Here is a 16603-nt window from a genome sequence, read left to right on the forward strand (position 1 = left end):
CGGCGGCGCGCTGTGGCGCCGCCCGGGCCCTTGACGGTCAGTTGCCGCGGACGGTGCGGATGCGGGCACGCGCGGCGTTGTTGCCGGTGTCCGGGTCCTGGACGTCCGACTCCACCTGCACGGTGACGTCGTAGATCGGCGGAGTCAGGCGACCGCCGGTTCCGGTCATGAACGCGAAGTGGCGGACCTGGCCGGCCTCGATCGTCCCCTCCAGCACGCAGAGGGCACGGAACGGGTTGGCCGACTCGGTGACGCAATCGAGCGCGCTGCCGACATGGACCAGATTCTCGCGAACGCCGGTCGACAAGCGCACGACCACGTCTTCCACGGTCGCCGCACCCTCGTTGCGCACGCTGATCGCGTGGCTTCCCCAGGCACCGCGGACGATCCGCTCGGCCGCCACCATCGTCACCGCCAGGTCGGCCTGTGCATCGACGGCGATCGTGGCGCTGTCGCTGTCGTTGGCCGCCTCGGGATCTTCGGTCTGCGAGGTTGCCGCGGCCGTCAGCGTGGCCGTGTGGCCCGCGAGGTGCGCGGGGGCCGTCGCACGGAGCGTGAACGCGGCCGTGGCGGACGCTGCCAGGGTGTCGGCGGTACATGCGGAGGTGGTCAGGCCAGCCTCGGCCGTCGTCGCATCGCAGGTCCAGCCGGCAGGCGCCTCGACCGTCAGCGTCGGCAACAATGTGCCCACCGAGAAGCCTACTCCCGGGAACCCGGCTGCGTCGGGGCCTTCATTCCGGGCGTGCACCACCCAGCTCATCGTCCCGCCCACCTGCACGGCGGACTGGGGCGTGCTCACCACGGCCTGCATGTCGGCGAACTGGATGGCGTTCATGCGCAGCATCAGCACCGACGGGTCGTGGTCGGACAGGCGCGCGGCGCTGTCGGGGTCGTTGCGCGCGGTTTCCGGGAAGTCGGCGTTGAGCCGGGCGTGGCTGATGGTCCACGAGTTGAACAGCGGCGAGGCCAGCAGCCTCTGGTTCACAAGGATGTGGTCGAGCGACTGTGCGTTGTTCTCGAACACGAACGAGTATCGCTGCGACGGATCCAGGGCATGTGTCGCGTTCACGTAGCCGGGCTCGACGAGGTTGGCCCCGTCGTGCTCGACCGCCGTGGCCTCGTCGGGCGAAGCCATGCCGGTCAGGGCGCCCATCACGTCGACGTAGCCATCGTTGAACTCGAACGCGTTGAAGTCACCGAGCACCACGACCCTGCGGTCGAGCAGCGGGCTCTGCAGCTCCTGCAGCAGGTTTGCGAGGAATCCGGCCTGGATCTGGCGCTTCTGCCGCACGCGGTCACCGTTGGTGCCGGTACCCAGCGGGGTTTCGTCATTGATGCCGCTGAGCGAACGCTGGTGCACGGTCACCACGGTGATGGGAAACGCGCGGCCGTCGGCGAAGTTCACCACCGCGTGGAGGACCAGCGGCGGACGGTCGTTGATGCGCGAGGTCGAGCCGTCGCCGGCATAGGTCCAGGTATCGGTCGCGCCGACCTGCTCCAGCGCCACCACCTGCACCCGCTGGAGGCCCGCGGCGATCTCGCCGGACTTCACCAGGAAGCCAACGTCGATGCCGCCGACGTCGTTGCCTTCCTCGAGGTAGGCGACGTAGCCGGGATCGGGCTCGCCGAGCGCCACCGCATCGGCATTGATCCTGTCGGCCAGGGCCTGCAGCGTGGGCAGGTTCTCGACTTCGCTCACGCCGATCACGTCGGGCGAATGCATGTAGGCGCGGATGCCGAGCGAGGCCTTGTTGAGCCGGGCCGCGAACGCGTCGGCGGTGAGCACCGGTTCGCTGATGGCCGGATCGTTCACCGTGTCGAAGAAGCGCTGCAGGTTGTAGGTGGCGAAGGTGGCGTGGTCCTCGCTGGGCACCACCGCGCCGCGCGGCTGGTCGAGGCCGTCGCAGGCGGTCGCCAGGGGGCCTTCGGGATAGATGGTGTAGCGGCGGAAGGTGTAGTCCAGCGGACCGGTCAGCGTACCGTCGACGATCCGGCAGCCGGCGGCCAGGTCCGCCTGCGGCGCGCCGATGGCGTCGCTGTCCACCGCGATGACCTCGGGGTTGAAGTCCCAGCGCGGGATGGCGGTGGCCGTGGTGCCGCTCGGATCCGGGTCGGGCACCTGGATGCCGGCCTCGCGCAGCGGGCGCGGTACGCCGGTGACCACCACCGCGAACTGGCCGTTGCCGGTCGACGTGGCATTGGCTTCGCTGGTGTTGCCGCGGGTGGGCGCGACCACGGTGGCGCTCGCGATGCTGACGCGCATGCCTTCGAAGGCCTCGAGCTGGCCGAGCCCGCCCTCGGGCAGCACGCTGTCCGCCGCCAGCACCATCGGCGCCGGCAGCGCATGGCCGGTGCCGAGCTGGGTGACGGTGGCGAAAGTCAGCTCGGTCATCGGCAGCTGGTAGGGATCGGCGGCGGGAATGTATTCCTCCACCGTGGCCTGCACGCGCACGCGGTGGCCAATCGAGGCCGCCGCGGGCGGGGCCCCCGCGGTGAACACGAAGATGCCCTCGGACGTGGCGTCGTCGCCGTCGTCCTGGCCGTCGGCGGTCTGCATGAAAAAGCCGTTGTTCTTGCGCGCGGTGACGATGCCCTCGGTCACCACCGACTGGCCCGCGAGCGGCGAGCTCGCGCCCGCGCCCTGGATGGCGGCGATCGGCACGATCGTGAAGTCGTCGTTGACGATGGTGCCGGTGCCAACGAGGGTGCCGTCCGCCGCGCCGGAGATGTTCGACAGCGCCAGGCCGAAGGTTTCGTCGGCCTCGGCCACGGTGTCACCGACCACGGTGACCGAGAGCGAGATCGAGGTGTCGCCTTCGGCGATGGTGGCCGTGCCGCTCTTGGCGACGTAGTCCTCGCCGGCCAGCGCGGTGCCGTTGGCGGTCGCATAGTCGAAGCTGGCGCCGCCGGGACCGGCGGGCCGGCTCAGGCCGACCTGGAAGAACATCTCGGTGGTGCCCGAATCGCCCTCGGCCACGCTGCCGTTGCCGAGGTTGATCACCGGGACGGCGCCGCCGCCGCCGGCAACCACGCTGATGTCGTCGATGCCGATCCATTCGTCGTTGCCGGCGGCGTTCGTGGTCATGATCCGCAGCTCAACCAGCGCCTGGTTGTCGGCGTCGGCGGGCAGGTTCACCGACACCGGCGTGTCGCGCGTGCCGCCGGGGCTGCTGGCGTCGGCGACGTAGGCCTCGGGCACGTTGCTGAAGTCGCCGATGCCGCCGACGCGGTAGTGCAGGGCGACCTGCTGGGCGGCGTCGTCGGCCGAGGCATCGACGTCGCGCAGGCGGTAGGACACCTGGATGCCGCTCGCGCCGCGGGTGTCGAGGTGGATCCGGAGATAGGGCGCGTCAGCCGAACCACTGCCCTGCAGCCCCACCACCGGATCGGCAATGTGGAACTCGGCCACGCCGCCGTTGCTGATGCTGGTACTGGTCTGGTTGGCGATCACGTCGACGACGCCGGCGGCATCGGCGCCGAGCACCGTCTGCGGGTCGACCCCGTTGGCCGAAGTCAGGTCGCCGCCGAGGTAACCGAGGATGCCCGGCACGTTCGACCAGTCGTCATTGGCGGTGACCAGGCCGGTATCGGTCCAGTCCTGCGCGAACGGCAGCGCCTGCGGCGTGGAATCGGCCTGCGCGGCGCCGATGGCCGCGGACAGGGCAAGGGCGAGCGCCAGGCGGCGCGGAGTCGGTTGCATGGTGTGGTTCCCCTGGAAGATGTCTGGTGCGGCCCCCGCCGCAGCCCAGCGATTCTGCACCAGCCGGGCGGCAGTTGTGTGACGCACCCGGGCTCGGCCATCCCCCGCCATGGGACGGGCCTGAGCTACCCTTTGCGCATGAGCATCGAACACAACGAACGCGCGCTTGAGGCCGGCATCCACACCGAGCTTTCCGGCCGCATGACCTACGGCGGCTACCTGCGTCTGGACCGGCTGCTGTCGGCGCAGCAGCCGGTGACCGACCCGCCGCACCACGACGAGATGCTGTTCATCATCCAGCACCAGGTCTCGGAGCTTTGGTTGAAGCTGCTGGTCCACGAGCTGCAGGCGGCGGTCGGCCACCTGCGGGCAGGCCGGCTCGATCCGTGCCAGAAGATCTTCGCGCGCTGCAAGGCCGTGCTGCGCCAGCTGACCGCGATGTGGTCGGTGCTGGAAACGCTCACGCCCTCCGAATACGCCGAGTTCCGCGACCTGCTGGGGCCGTCCTCGGGATTCCAGTCGGCCCAGTACCGCACGGTGGAATTCCTGCTCGGCAACAAGAACGCCGGCATGCTCAAGGTCTTCGCCCATGACCCGGCGGCCGAGGCGATGCTGCGCGGCGCGCTCGAGGCACCCAGCCTGTATGACGAAGCCCTGCGCCACCTTGCGCGCACCGGCCATGCGGTGCCCGCGCGCCACCTGGAACGCGACTGGACCCGGCCGCACGTGATGGACGAAGAGCTGATGCCGGTCTTCGAGCGCATCTACCGGGACACCGCATCGCACTGGGAGGCCTACCACCTCTGCGAGGACCTGGTGGACCTGGAAACCGAGTTCCAGCTCTGGCGCTTCCGCCACATGCGCACGGTGATGCGGATCATCGGCTTCAAGCGCGGCACCGGCGGCTCCAGCGGCGTGGGCTTCCTGAAGCAGGCGCTGGACCTGACCTTCTTCCCGGAGCTGTTCGAGGTGCGCACGCGCATCGGCGGCGCGCCCGACAGCGCCTACTGAGCGGCTGATGGAGGCCAGCGCCGGACTCCCCGCCTGGGCCACGCCGCTGGCCTGGGCGCTGGCGCTGGCGGTGCTGGCGGCGTGCGCGCGCCGCAGCGTGCTGGAGCGCGTCCGCGCCGGCGGCGAAGCGCGCCGCGTGTTGCTGGCGGCCACGCTGGCCGCGATGGCGCTGCGCTGGTTCAACACCGCGGCGCTGCAGGGCGTGGTGCTGCATTTCCTCGGCGCCACCGTGCTCGCGCTGATGTTCGGCGGCCGGGTCGCATGCTGGATCATGGCCCTGGCAAGCCTGGCGGGGGTCGTACTCGGCGCAGGCTGGCAGTCCAGCTGGCCCGCCGATTTCCTGCTGTCCGGCGCGTTGCCGGTGGCCGTGACCCTGGCGGTCGGCGTCGCGGCAGCGCGCTGGGTGCCGGCGAACATCTTCACCTACGTCATGGTCAACGCGTTCGGCGCGGGCGCGCTGGCGATGGCGGCCTCGTCGATGCTGAAGGCCGCGATCGCGGCGGCGCTCGGCGTGCCGGAAGCATCCTTCGGCGGCGCAGCGGCGGCCTACCTGGTGGCGACGCCGCTCTTGATGTTCGGCGAAGCCTTCCTGAGCGGCGGGATCATGGTCCTGCTGGTGGTCTATCGCCCGCAGTGGTGCGCGAGCTTCGACGACCGCCTCTACCTGGGACCGGGGCGGCCGATGTAGGCGGGAGCCTGCCGTCGGTCCGCCTGCTAGGATCCGCCACTGATTCCAAGGGGGACTCCCGCATGAACCAGCCAGCACCGGAGCGCGCCGATGCGTCGCGCGGCGTCGTTTCGCGCGCCCTCGACGCCATCGAGCGCGTCGGCAACCGGCTTCCGGATCCGGCGATCCTGTTCCTGATCCTGATGCTGGCGACCTGGGCGATCTCGGCGCTGCTTTCCGGCGTCAGCTTCAGCGAGATCGATCCGCGCAGCGGCGATCCGGTGGTGATCCGGAACCTGCTCTCCGGGGCCAGCCTGACCGCGTTCATGGCCACGATGGTGTCGACCTTCGTGAACTTCGCGCCGCTGGGCGTGGTGCTGGTGGCCATGCTGGGCCTGGGCGTGGCCGAGCACACCGGTTTCATCAATGCGGTGCTGCGCGCGATCCTCGGCGTGACCCCGAAGATGCTGCTGACGCCCGCGCTGATCGGCGTGGGCATCCTCAGCCACGTCGCGGTGGATGCGGGCTACGTGCTGGTGATCCCGCTCGGCGCGGTGATCTTCTATGCGGCCGGGCGCCATCCTTTGGCCGGCATCGCGGCGGCCTTCGCAGGCGTGTCGGGCGGCTTCTCCGCGACGTTCTTCGTGCCGTCCAGCCTCGACCCGATGCTGGCCGGTCTGACCCAGGAGGCCGCGCGCATCATCGCGCCCGAGGCCCTGGTCAATCCGATGAACAACTACTTCTTCACCACCGCTTCGACCTTCCTGGTGGTGCTGGTCGGCTGGTTCCTGACCGATCGCGTCATCGAGCCGCGCCTGCAGGCCACGGTCGTCGACGGTGACAGCGGTGACATGCCGACCATGGATCCGCTGACGCCCGTCGAGAAGCGCGCCCTATGGAGCGCGCTCGCGGCCATGGGCGTGGCGGTGGTCCTGTTCGTGCTGAGCCTGCTGCCGGCGGGGACGCCGTGGGCCGCGGACCCGGCCACGCTGCCGGCCTCGACCCATCCGTTGCTCGCATTCAGCGCACCGCTGATGCAGTCGATCGTGGCCCTGATCTTCCTGTTCTTCCTGATTCCGGGCGTGGTCTACGGCTACGTGTCGGGAACGGTCGGCAGCCATCGCGACATCGTCCAGGGCATGAGCAAGTCGATGAGCGGCATGGGCTACTACATCGTCATGGCCTTCTTCGCGGCGCAGTTCATCTACGCATTCAGCCAGTCCAACCTTGGCGTGCTGCTGGCGATCAAGGGCGCCAACTCGCTGCAGTCGATGGGCCTGCACATGTCGCTGATGGTGATCGGCATCGTGCTGCTTTCGGGGACGGTGAACCTGCTGATCGGCTCGGCGTCGGCCAAGTGGGCGCTGATCGGCGCGATCATGGTGCCGATGATGATGCAGCTGGGGATCTCGCCCGACCTGACCCAGGCCGCCTACCGCGTCGGCGATTCGAGCACCAACATCATCACGCCGCTGATGCCGTATTTCCCGCTGATCGTGGTGTTCTGCCAGAAGTACGTGAAGTCGGCCGGCGTCGGCACGCTGCTGGCGCTGATGCTGCCGTTTTCGCTCACCCTGCTGGTCACCTGGAGCCTGTTCCTGGTCGGATTCTGGGCGTTGGGCCTGCCGCTGGGCGTGGGCTCGAGCTACGGCTACCCGGGCTGACAACATCTGCGGCACGGGCCCCGCACTTCCCCTTGGCGGCGGCATCACGCTAAGTTAACCGGTCGGCCAGCGCGCCGGACCCAATCAGCCAGGAGTAGCGAGTGACCCCGAATCCCTACGCAGCCGAGGAAAAGAAGACCATCCTCGGCCATCCGCGCGGCCTGTTCGTGCTGTTCTTCGCCGAGATGTGGGAGCGCTTCTCCTACTACGGCATGCGCGCGCTGCTGATCTTCTACCTCGTCCAGCACTGGATGTTCTCGGACGGCGAGGCCTCGGTGATCTACGGCGCCTACACCGCGCTGGTGTACATCGCACCGGTCGTGGGCGGCTACCTCGCAGACCGTTACCTCGGGCAGCGCAAGGCTGTGCTGTTCGGCGCCGTGCTGCTGACCTTCGGCCATTTCCTGATGGCGTTCGAAGGCACCGGTGGCCAGGGCGCGGCCGAGATCAACATCTTCTGGTTGGCGCTGTCCTTCATCATCGTCGGATCGGGCTTCCTCAAGGCCAACATCTCGGTGATGGTCGGCCAGCTGTACCCGCGCACCGACATCCGGCGCGACCCGGCATACACGATCTTCTACATGGGCATCAACCTGGGCGCGATGCTCGGTTCGCTGATCGCCGGCTACCTCGGCCAGACCTACGGCTGGAAGTACGGCTTCGGTGCCGCCGGCGTCGGCATGCTGTTGGGCCTGGTGGTGTTCATCATCGGCAAGCCGATGCTGATGGGGCGCGGCGAGCCGCGCGATCCGCAGCGGCTTGCGGCGCCGATGTTCGGCATCCGCTTCGAGTGGCTGCTCTACGCGCTCAGCTTCCTGACCGTGGGCCTGGTGTGGTGGATGATCCAGCACCAGAAGCTGGTCGGCTTCCTGCTGGGTGGCGCGGGCCTGATCCTGGTCTGCTACGTGCTGTACAAGGCGGTGTTCTCGATGCAGCGCGAAGAGCGCAACCGCATCTTCGCCGCGATGTACCTGATCATCGGCTCGATCCTGTTCTGGGCGCTGTTCGAGCAGGCCGGTGCGTCGCTGAACCTGTTCACCGACCGCTCGGTCGACCGCAACATCCTCGGCTGGGAAGTCCCGGCCTCGATGTTCCAGTCGCTGAACTCGATCTACATCGTCTGCCTGGCGCCGCTGTTCGCGATGATGTGGCTGGCGCTGGCCAGGCGCGGCCTGGAGCCATCGACCCCGGCCAAGTTCGCAATCGGCGTGGTGCTGGTGGGCGCGGGCTTCCTGGCCCTGGTCGCCGGCGCGAATGCGTCGACCGTGGGCGCGACGCCGGTGATCTTCATCTTCGTGATCTACCTGATCCACACCCTTGGCGAGCTGTGCCTGTCGCCGGTCGGCCTGTCGGCGATGAACCGGCTGACGCCGGCGCACATGGCCAGCCTGATCATGGGCACCTGGTTCTTCGCCTCGGCCACCGGCAACTTCGCCGCGGGCCTGATCTCCGCCGCTACCGGCGGCGAGGGCGCGGGCCCGGAGAAGGTGCTGGAGGTCTACTCCAACGTCGGCTGGCTGGCGGTGGGCGTGGGCATCGTGATGCTGTTGATCGCGCCGCTGGTGAAGAAGCTGATGCACCTCGACACCCTGCGCGACGACGATCTGGCAGGGCAGAACGAACTCGGCGAGCCCACCGCCGCAGGGGTGGATATCACCGAGGAGCGTCGCTAGGCGATACGCTCCGACAGGCAACTGCATGCTGCGCCGCGCCCTTCGGGGCGCGGCTTTTTTTTCCCCGGCCTGCCTTCAGTCCAGCTGGATGCCGAGTCCGGAGGCCAGTGGTCCCAGGTGCTCGCGATAGGGCCACCAGTCCGGCTGACGCGGCGCGCGGATGCCACCGCGCACCTGGGCCGCGCTGGCGGTCGAGATCGCACCGCCGTCGCGTTCGGGCAGGAGCACTTCGGGCTGGAAGGCGAGCCCGCAGTGCGCAAGCACGCGTTCCAGCTCGTGCGCGGGGTCGCGCACCAGGTCCGCGTGTGCGACGTCCAACAGGCGCTCGCCAAGCACCGCGCGCCAGTGCGCCATCAGTGCGGCGTGGTCCTGGTGCCAGGCGGCCAGCTCGCGCTGGTCGTAGGACCACGGTGCAAAGCCGCCATAAAGCATGCGCAGGTTGGAGAAGCACACGTCCATCGGTGGCCGCCACGCATGCACGAAGCGCGCGTCGGGCAGCGCGCGCGCCACCAGTCCCAGCAGCAGGGCATTGGTCGGCAGCTTTTCCGTCCACCATGCGCGCCCCTGCGCGCGCCAGCCGTTGGCGGCGATGAACGCCGCACCCAGCGCGGGCCAGTCGGCGCCGTCGGCGCGGCGCAGCGTTTCGATATCGATCACGCCGCGCGCGCGATGGTCCACGGCGTGGCGCACCGCGGCGGTAAACCCCATGCTCTCGCCGCCTTCGGCGATGGCGGTGTGTCCGCCCAGCATGCGTTCGAGCAGGGTGGTGCCGGAGCGGAACATGCCGACGATGAACAGCGGGCGCGGCGCCCCGGCTTCGCTGCGATGGCCCGGGCCCGATGCGAAACCAAGGTCGCAGCGTGCGCGGATGGCTTCGAACAGGCGGGCATCGTCGGCCGGGTCGTAGCGAAGGCTGGCGCGCTTGGCGGCAGCGCCGCGGGCCAGCGCCTCCCAGGCGGCGTCGTGCTCGCCGAGGTCGTGCAGCTCGTCGAACAGGGCATGGCTGAAGTGGATGTCGTGCTCGCTGCCCGGCGCTACGCGGTCGCGCTCGGCGCGCAGGCGGTCGATACGCACACGGGCGCCATCGCGATCCTCGGCACGCAGCTGCGACAGGCGGCGGTGGGCGTGGGCGAAGTGCGGCGACGCGGCGATCGCGTGTTCCAGGTCGTCGCGGGCGCCGGCCATGTCGCCCAGGAACAGGCGCGTGCTGCCGCGAACATAGCGCGCGGGGGCGTGGGTGGATTCGCGCTGCACGGCGCGGTCGAGCCAGGCCAGCCCCTGGTCGTGCAGATCCTCGTCGCCGAGCAGGTCGGCCAGGGCCACCATGTCGTCGACGGTGGCCTCGGCGGCGCGTTCCGCCAGCCTGGACGAGAGTTCGGCCAATGTCCGGGTTTCATGCAGTTCGCGCAGCAGGCGCGCCAGGGCAAGCGCATGCGGCCAGTTGCCCGCGCCAGCGGCGTGCGCGCGCATGGTCGCCGCGTGCATGTCACGGTAGTGGCCGCCGCGACCGCGCGATTTGGCCAGTCCGATCCAGGCCGCTGCATCGTCAGGCGCGGCTTCGGCCAGCAGTGCGTACGCCGCTCCGGCGGCATCCCAGTCGCGTGCTTCGGCCAGGGCATTGGCCCGCCGGAAGGCGTCGGGCCCGGCAGTGGCTGCGTGGTCGGAACCGGCGTCTGCTGGCATCGTGGTCAGTGGATCAAAGCCCGTAGCGTTCGCCGAGTTTGTCGAGCATGCGCGAAAACTGCACGCGTTCATCCCCGCTCAGCGGCGACAACAACTCTTGTTCGTATGCCAGGGCCAGCGGAGCGACCTGCGAATACACCTCGCGCCCGGCTTCGCTGAGCTCCAGCACCGAGCGCCGGCGGTCGTCATCGTGCATTTCCCGGTGCAGCAGGCCGCGTTCGAGCAAGCGTGCCACCGCGCGGCTGACCGCCACCTTGTCCATCGCGCTGCGCTCGGCCACGCCCGCCGCCGAGAGCCTCGGGAAGCGGCCGAGCACGGCGATGATCCGCCACTCGGTGACCGCCAGGCCGAAGCGTTCGCCGTAGGCCTGTGCGATCTCCTGGCTGACGACGTTGGACAGCAGGCTGAGCTGGTAGGGCACGAAGCGCTCGAGGTCGAGGGCCGCGTCACGGGCGGCGTCGCCGTCGGCGCCGAAAGGGCTTTTCTTATCGGGAGGCTGGGACATTGCTGCGCTGCGCCTTGCAACTGGTTTCACATGAAACTATAACAACGCATCCCTCCCGTCCACTCCCAGGAGCCGCCATGAGCGCCCAGACCCAGGCCCAGCCGAACCTCGGCATGCAGGTCACCACCTTTGAAAACCCGATGGGCATCAACGGCTTCGAGTTCGTCGAGTTCGCCGCGCCTGCGGGTCGTGCCGACGCGATGCGCACGTACCTGGAGCAGCTCGGCTTCACCGCCGTTGCGAAGCACCGCAGCCGTGCGATCACCCTGTACCGCCAGGGCACGATCAACTTCCTGCTCAACGAGGAGCCCGATTCCTTCGCCTCCGACTTCGCCGCCAGGCACGGTCCTTCGGCCTGTGGCTTCGCGATCCGCTTCAAGACCCCGGCCGCCGAAGTGCTGGAGCACGTGCTTGCCAACGGCGGCGAGAAGGCCGACTTCAAGCCCGAGACCGGCGCCGTGGACTTCCCCGCGATCAAGGGCATCGGCGACTGCATGCTGTACCTGATCGACGACACCAGCGCCGATGTGTACGCCGACTATGAGCCGCTGCCGGGCGTCGACCAGCACCCCAAGGGCTTCGGCCTGACCTTCATCGACCACCTCACGCACAACCTGTTCCTGGGCAACATGCAGAAGTGGTCGGACTACTACGAGAAGCTGTTCAACTTCCGCGAGATCCGCTACTTCGACATCAAGGGCTCGAAGACCGGCCTGCTGTCGAAGGCGATGACCGCGCCCGACGGCGTGGTGCGCATTCCGCTCAACGAGTCCTCCGACGAGAAGAGCCAGATCAACGAATACCTGCGCGACTACAAGGGCGAGGGCATCCAGCACATCGCGCTGTTCACCGACGACATCTACGAATCGGTGGAGAAGATGCGCGAAGCGGGGGTCGCCTTCCTCGACACGCCGGCCACCTACTTCGACGTGATCGACCAGCGCGTGCCGGACCATGGCGAGGACGTCGAGCGGTTGCGTCGCAACGCGATCCTGATCGATGCCGATCCGGAGACCAAGCAGCGCAAGCTGCTGCAGATCTTCGGCAAGAACGCGTTCGGGCCGATCTTCTTCGAGATCATCCAGCGCAAGGGCAACGAGGGCTTTGGCGAAGGCAACTTCCAGGCGCTGTTCGAGTCGATCGAGCGGGACCAGATGGAGCGCGGGGTGCTGTAAGAGGCGCGCTCGGGTTTGGCAGGAAGAGCACGCTTCGCTTTACCACGGATGACGCGGATCACGCGGATTTACGCGGATCAAGCAAAGGCATGAGTTGCACTTTGCCTTGATCCGAACCATCCCCGCGCAACCGCGGCATGAGTGCCTCGGCTGAATCCGTGTGATCCGCGCGAATCCGTGGCAAAAAAGCTTTTCCGTACACAAACCCGCCCGCCGCACGGATGCGGCGGGCGGTTGGATCAGTAATTTCCGGTAGCGCCGGCGAGGCCGGCGAGCATGGCGAAGCCGCCCAGCGCGAACATCGCGCCAACCGCCAGCAGGCCGATCAGCATCAGGATGCCCTGGATCATGAAGAACAGACGCAGCTTGTCGGTGGCACGAGTGGCCAGCACAACATCGCCGGAGCTGGAAGCCTGCTCCGCGGCGCTTGCCGACTGGAACAGCAGCACGCCCAGCCAGATCGGCAGCCAGCACCACAGGATGCCGACGATGGTCAGTACCTGGAGGGCGCCGCTGATGATCAGCATGACGCCAAGCAGCTTCATCCACAGCTTGCCGTCGGTGAGCGGGCGCATGATCGCCCGCACGTCGTCGAGTGACGTTTGCATCGGTGTATTCCCCTTCCCCTGGAGTGAACGCGCCGCCTGATGGCGGCGCAGGGCGATTATTCGCGATTCGACGCGGACCCGCCAATCCCTGCGACCGAGGAACCCAACATGTCCGACCGCACTGCCGCTTCCAGCCGCTATATGTCCGGCTTCGGCAACGAGTTCGCCACCGAGGCGGTGGCCGGGGCGCTGCCTGAAGGGCGCAATTCGCCGCAGAAGGTGGGGCACGGTCTTTATGCCGAACAGCTCACGGGCACGGCGTTCACCGCGCCGCGCCATGCCAACCGCCGCAGCTGGCTGTACCGGATCCGTCCGGCGGCGATGCACGGCAGCTTCCAGCCGTATGCGCAGCCGCGCCTGCACGAGGATTTCGGCGATGGGCCGGTGACGCCGGACCAGCTGCGCTGGGATCCGCTGCCGATGCCGGCCGACGGGACCCGGGTCGACTTCGTCGATGGCCTGTTCACCATGGCCGGCAACGGTGGTTCGCGCGCAGGCACGGGCGTCGGCATCCACATGTACGCGGCCAACGCTTCGATGCGCGGCCGTTTCTTCTACAGCGCCGACGGCGAGCTGCTGATCGTCCCGCAGCAGGGTCGCCTGCGCATCGCCACCGAGCTCGGCGTGCTGGAGGTGGAGCCGCAGGAGATCGCGGTCATCCCGCGCGGCGTGCGCTTCCGGGTCGAGCTGCCGGACGCCGACCGCGACGGCGGCACCGTGCGCGGCTACGTCTGCGAGAACTTCGGCGCGCTGTTGCAACTGCCCGACCTCGGCCCGATCGGCTCCAACGGCCTCGCCAACCCGCGCGATTTCCTCGCGCCGGTCGCGACGTATGAAGAGGACGAGGGCGACTTCGAGCTCATCGCGAAGTTCCAGGGCCACCTGTGGCGCGCCGGCATCGGCCATTCGCCGCTGGACGTGGTCGCCTGGCACGGCAACTACGCGCCGTACAAGTACGACCTGCGTCGCTTCAACGCCATCGGCTCGATCAGCTACGACCATCCGGATCCGTCGATCTTCCTGGTGCTGCATTCGCCCAGCGACACGCCCGGCACCAGCAACATGGACTTCGCGATTTTCCCGCCGCGCTGGCTGGTGCAGCAGGACACGTTCCGGCCGCCGTGGTTCCATCGCAACATCGCCAGCGAGTTCATGGGCCTGGTGCACGGCGCCTACGACGCCAAGGCCGAGGGCTTCGCGCCCGGCGGCTGCAGCCTGCACAACTGCATGACCGGGCACGGGCCCGATGCCGCGACCTTCGAGAAGGCCTCGGCGGCCGACCTGTCGCAGCCGGACGTGATCAGCGACACCATGGCCTTCATGTTCGAGACCCGGGCCGTGATCCGGCCGACGCGGCAGGCGCTCGAGGCGGGGCACCGCCAGCGCGGCTACCAGGCCTGCTGGGCGGGGCTGCGCAGGCACTTCCCGGCCGGCGGCTGAGCGACGGCGCGGGGCGCGTCAGCGCTTCGCGGGATCTCCACGCCGTCAGCGCATGGTTTTGTCGTAGCCTTGGACCATCGCCATCCGGAGCAAGCGCATGCGTCGTGCCCCCACAGTTGTCCTGCTGACCCTGACCCTGGCGCTCGCCGCCTGCGACGCCGAGCGCAGCGCCGAGAACGGCGTGGACGCGGCCACCGACGCCATCGAGGCGATCGAGCCCGTGACCGAACCCGCAGCGGCCGCCGCGGCGATTCCGGCCGCGGGTGATTCACGCATGGACGGTTACGCGGACCTGGAGTTCGGCATGACCGCGGACGAGGCGCGCGCGGACTGGAGCGGCAACCCGCTCGAATCCCTTGGCGAGCCGGCCGACGGCTCCAGCTGCCACCACCTGGTCCCGGCAGGCCAGGCGACGCCGGCCGACCTGGCCTTCATGTTCGAGGACGACCTGTTCGTGCGCTACAGCGTCGAGTCGACCGAAGTCACCGCTCCCGGCGGCGGCCGCGTCGGCATGGACGAGGCCACCCTGCAGGGCCTCTACGGCGAACGGCTGCAATCTACCCCGCACAAGTACGTTGAAAAGGGCAAGGTGCTGATGAGCCCCGAGGACGGCGGCGCGCTGCCGTCGCGGCTGTTCTTCGAGCTGGGTGCCGACGGCGTCGTGAGCAGCTGGCGCGTCGGCATGGTGCCGCAGGTCGGCTACGTGGAAGGCTGCAGCTGATGCTGGAGGCGGGCGTGGCCACGGCCGCGAGACCCGCTGTGCAATCGCGGCCATGGCCGCCCCCATGGGAATGAGCGGCTCGGAGACAAGGCGATGTTCGAGGCAATAGGCTTCACGGTCCTGGGCCTGGTGCTCCTGGCCCTCGGTGGCGACTCCCTGGTCAAGGGCGCGGCGGGGCTGGGCGAGCGCCTGGGCATCCCGCGCTTCGCGGTTGGACTCGGGCTGGTCGCGGTGGCGACGTCGTTGCCGGAGCTTGCGGTCAATGCACGCGCGGTGGCGTCCGGCGACAGCGCGCTCGCGCTGGGCAACGCGGTCGGCAGCAACATCGTCAACATCGGCCTGACGTTGGGGCTGGCAGCGCTGGTAGCGCCGCTGGTCATCCGCTGGCGGGCGCTTTCCCCGCTGCTCGCGGTGCTGCTGCTGTCCACGCTGGCGATTGCCGGGCTCAGCCTGGACGGTGGGCTTTCTCGCATCGAAGGGGTTGTGCTGCTGCTGGTTTTCGTTGGCGTCGTGGCCTTCGTCGCGATGCGTGGCGATGACGAGTCGCCGGAGGTGCGCGCGGAGATCGATGCGTTCGCGGCCACGCGCGGTGGCGTCGGCCTGAACATCATCCGGGTTGCCCTGGCCACCGTGCTGCTGTGGTTCGGCGCGGGCTGGGTGGTGGCCCATGTGCCGACCATCGGCCACGCCCTGGGAATGGACTCGCTGCTGTCCGGCCTGGTGCTGGTCGCCGTGGGCACGGCGCTGCCGGAAGCCGCGGCCGCGGTTGCGGCGGCGCGTCGCGGCCAGGGCGACATCGTCGCCGGCCATGTGATCGGCTCGAGCCTGTTCAACCTGCTGGTGGTGCTGGGAGGCATGGCGGCGGTCGGCGGCAGCATTCCGGTGCCGGCATCGTTCGTGCGCCTCGAGCTGCCGGTGGCCTTCCTGTTCGCGCTGCTGCTGGTGCCGCTGCTGCGCGGCAACACCACGGTCAGCCGGGGCGAGGGCGGGATGTTGCTGGCCGCGCTGGCCGCCTGGCTCGTGCTGGAAGCCGCGCTGCTCGGCTGAGTTGCCCGGGCCGGCGGCGGTGCGACGGGCCGGGGCTCAGAAGCCCTCGTCGTCGCTGCCGTCCGGGCGCGGTGGCACATGGGTGTCCTCGTCGGACTTGCCCGGAAGCTGCGGCCACTCGTCCATCCGCAGTGACAGTGCGGCCTTGGACATCAGGTGCGCGCTGATCGGCGCGGTGATCAGCAGGAAGGCGACGATCAGCAGTTCGCGCGGCTGCGGGTCGCTGCCCACGAACATGTGATAGCCGACCGATGCGCTCAGCACGCAGCCCACGCCCAGGGTGCTGGCCTTGGTGGGCGCGTGCAGGCGCCGGAAGAACTCCGACAGTTTCACCAGGCCCACCCCGCCCATCAGGATGAAGAAGCTGCCCACGAGCAGCAGCGCGACCAGCAGCAGTTCCCAGAAGACGTTCATTCGACGATGTCCCTCCGCATCACGTACTTGCTCAGCACCACCGTGCTGACGAAGCCGAGCATGGCGATGATCAGCGCCGCCTCGAAGTAGATGGCGGTCTTCAGGTGCATGCCCAGCAGCATGAGCTCGGCGATGGCGGTGACGTTGAGCGTGTCCAGGGCGAGAATGCGGTCGGGCACGGTGGGGCCGCGCAGAAGCCGCCACAGCGCCAGCAGCATCGCCAGGCCGACCACGTACATCGACACGCCGATGGCGACGTCGATCAGGCCGTGGCCGAAGACCTGGATGCCGGCGA

14 protein-coding genes are annotated in these 16603 nt (G+C 68.9%); 8 read left to right on the plus strand and 6 right to left on the minus strand.

Going from position 1 to position 16603, the window contains the following annotated elements:
- Positions 1-37 precede the first annotated feature (37 nt).
- On the minus strand, positions 38-3700 hold the full coding sequence (locus WCE39_RS10690; protein WP_343276670.1) for a Calx-beta domain-containing protein: 3663 nt from the start codon (positions 3698-3700) through the stop codon (positions 38-40).
- Positions 3701-3838: 138 nt separating this feature from the next.
- On the opposite strand from WCE39_RS10690, the gene WCE39_RS10695 reads away from it, so the two are divergent.
- The 4 genes from WCE39_RS10695 to WCE39_RS10710 all read left to right on the plus strand — a co-directional run bounded on the left by WCE39_RS10695 (position 3839) and on the right by WCE39_RS10710 (position 8715).
- On the plus strand, positions 3839-4711 hold the full coding sequence (locus tag WCE39_RS10695; RefSeq protein WP_343276671.1) for a tryptophan 2,3-dioxygenase: 873 nt from the start codon (positions 3839-3841) through the stop codon (positions 4709-4711).
- Positions 4712-4718: 7 nt separating this feature from the next.
- Positions 4719-5399: an energy-coupling factor ABC transporter permease gene (locus WCE39_RS10700; protein ID WP_343276672.1), complete on the plus strand. Its 681-nt coding sequence runs from the start codon at positions 4719-4721 to the stop codon at positions 5397-5399.
- 62 nt (positions 5400-5461) lie between these two features.
- Positions 5462-7042 carry an AbgT family transporter gene (locus tag WCE39_RS10705; RefSeq protein WP_343276673.1) on the plus strand — a complete coding sequence of 527 codons (1581 nt, stop codon included), beginning with the start codon at positions 5462-5464 and terminating at the stop codon, positions 7040-7042.
- Between the two features lie 101 nt (positions 7043-7143).
- Complete coding sequence (locus WCE39_RS10710; RefSeq protein ID WP_343276674.1) at positions 7144-8715, plus strand: peptide MFS transporter; 1572 nt, start codon at positions 7144-7146, stop codon at positions 8713-8715.
- A 75-nt stretch (positions 8716-8790) separates the two neighbouring features.
- Here the strand turns inward: WCE39_RS10710 and WCE39_RS10715 are convergent, their stop codons facing one another.
- A complete protein-coding gene (locus WCE39_RS10715; protein ID WP_343276675.1) occupies positions 8791-10398 on the minus strand; it encodes a tetratricopeptide repeat-containing sulfotransferase family protein in 1608 nt (535 codons plus the stop codon).
- 13 nt (positions 10399-10411) lie between these two features.
- Positions 10412-10903, minus strand: coding sequence for a MarR family winged helix-turn-helix transcriptional regulator (locus WCE39_RS10720; protein WP_343276676.1), 492 nt, complete (start codon positions 10901-10903; stop codon positions 10412-10414).
- A 77-nt stretch (positions 10904-10980) separates the two neighbouring features.
- Between WCE39_RS10720 and hppD the strand changes: the two genes are divergently transcribed.
- Positions 10981-12078, plus strand: coding sequence for a 4-hydroxyphenylpyruvate dioxygenase (hppD, locus tag WCE39_RS10725; protein ID WP_343276677.1), 1098 nt, complete (start codon positions 10981-10983; stop codon positions 12076-12078).
- Positions 12079-12317: 239 nt separating this feature from the next.
- On the opposite strand, the gene WCE39_RS10730 is transcribed toward hppD, so the two are convergent.
- Complete coding sequence (locus WCE39_RS10730; RefSeq protein ID WP_343276678.1) at positions 12318-12686, minus strand: DUF5362 family protein; 369 nt, start codon at positions 12684-12686, stop codon at positions 12318-12320.
- 141 nt (positions 12687-12827) lie between these two features.
- Between WCE39_RS10730 and hmgA the strand changes: the two genes are divergently transcribed.
- The 3 genes from hmgA (at position 12828) to WCE39_RS10745 (ending at position 15894) form a co-directional block, all read left to right on the plus strand.
- Positions 12828-14126, plus strand: a complete 1299-nt coding sequence (hmgA, locus tag WCE39_RS10735; protein ID WP_452299593.1) for a homogentisate 1,2-dioxygenase — start codon at positions 12828-12830, stop codon at positions 14124-14126.
- 97 nt (positions 14127-14223) lie between these two features.
- Positions 14224-14847, plus strand: coding sequence for a lectin (locus WCE39_RS10740; RefSeq protein WP_343276680.1), 624 nt, complete (start codon positions 14224-14226; stop codon positions 14845-14847).
- A 93-nt stretch (positions 14848-14940) separates the two neighbouring features.
- Complete coding sequence (locus WCE39_RS10745; protein WP_343276681.1) at positions 14941-15894, plus strand: sodium:calcium antiporter; 954 nt, start codon at positions 14941-14943, stop codon at positions 15892-15894.
- A 36-nt stretch (positions 15895-15930) separates the two neighbouring features.
- Here the strand turns inward: WCE39_RS10745 and WCE39_RS10750 are convergent, their stop codons facing one another.
- Both WCE39_RS10750 and WCE39_RS10755 read right to left on the minus strand, forming a co-directional pair.
- Positions 15931-16308 (minus strand): Na+/H+ antiporter subunit G, encoded by a 378-nt coding sequence (locus WCE39_RS10750; protein WP_343254773.1) that lies wholly within the window; start codon positions 16306-16308, stop codon positions 15931-15933.
- The gene (locus tag WCE39_RS10755; protein ID WP_343276973.1) at positions 16305-16547 is read right to left on the minus strand and encodes a K+/H+ antiporter subunit F; all 243 of its coding nucleotides are present in this window, start codon (positions 16545-16547) and stop codon (positions 16305-16307) included. The genes WCE39_RS10750 and WCE39_RS10755 overlap by 4 nt, the downstream gene beginning before the upstream one ends.
- Between the last annotated feature and the right edge of the window lie 56 nt (positions 16548-16603).

It is taken from the genome of Luteimonas yanweni (assembly GCF_039548475.1).
Taxonomy (GTDB): domain Bacteria; phylum Pseudomonadota; class Gammaproteobacteria; order Xanthomonadales; family Xanthomonadaceae; genus Luteimonas.

What these genes read in the sequence shown, in the direction of transcription:
- WCE39_RS10755 (WP_343276973.1), bottom strand. Translation starts at nt 16,547, where the DNA reads ATGTACGTGGTCGGCCTGGCGATGCTGCTGGCGCTGTGGCGGCTTCTG.
- hppD (WP_343276677.1), top strand. Translation starts at nt 10,981, where the DNA reads ATGAGCGCCCAGACCCAGGCCCAGCCGAACCTCGGCATGCAGGTCACC.
- WCE39_RS10730 (WP_343276678.1), bottom strand. Translation starts at nt 12,686, where the DNA reads ATGCAAACGTCACTCGACGACGTGCGGGCGATCATGCGCCCGCTCACC.
- WCE39_RS10750 (WP_343254773.1), bottom strand. Translation starts at nt 16,308, where the DNA reads ATGAACGTCTTCTGGGAACTGCTGCTGGTCGCGCTGCTGCTCGTGGGC.
- WCE39_RS10705 (WP_343276673.1), top strand. Translation starts at nt 5,462, where the DNA reads ATGAACCAGCCAGCACCGGAGCGCGCCGATGCGTCGCGCGGCGTCGTT.
- WCE39_RS10745 (WP_343276681.1), top strand. Translation starts at nt 14,941, where the DNA reads ATGTTCGAGGCAATAGGCTTCACGGTCCTGGGCCTGGTGCTCCTGGCC.
- WCE39_RS10720 (WP_343276676.1), bottom strand. Translation starts at nt 10,903, where the DNA reads ATGTCCCAGCCTCCCGATAAGAAAAGCCCTTTCGGCGCCGACGGCGAC.
- hmgA (WP_452299593.1), top strand. Translation starts at nt 12,828, where the DNA reads ATGTCCGGCTTCGGCAACGAGTTCGCCACCGAGGCGGTGGCCGGGGCG.
- WCE39_RS10695 (WP_343276671.1), top strand. Translation starts at nt 3,839, where the DNA reads ATGAGCATCGAACACAACGAACGCGCGCTTGAGGCCGGCATCCACACC.
- WCE39_RS10740 (WP_343276680.1), top strand. Translation starts at nt 14,224, where the DNA reads ATGCGTCGTGCCCCCACAGTTGTCCTGCTGACCCTGACCCTGGCGCTC.
- WCE39_RS10715 (WP_343276675.1), bottom strand. Translation starts at nt 10,398, where the DNA reads ATGCCAGCAGACGCCGGTTCCGACCACGCAGCCACTGCCGGGCCCGAC.
- WCE39_RS10690 (WP_343276670.1), bottom strand. Translation starts at nt 3,700, where the DNA reads ATGCAACCGACTCCGCGCCGCCTGGCGCTCGCCCTTGCCCTGTCCGCG.
- WCE39_RS10700 (WP_343276672.1), top strand. Translation starts at nt 4,719, where the DNA reads ATGGAGGCCAGCGCCGGACTCCCCGCCTGGGCCACGCCGCTGGCCTGG.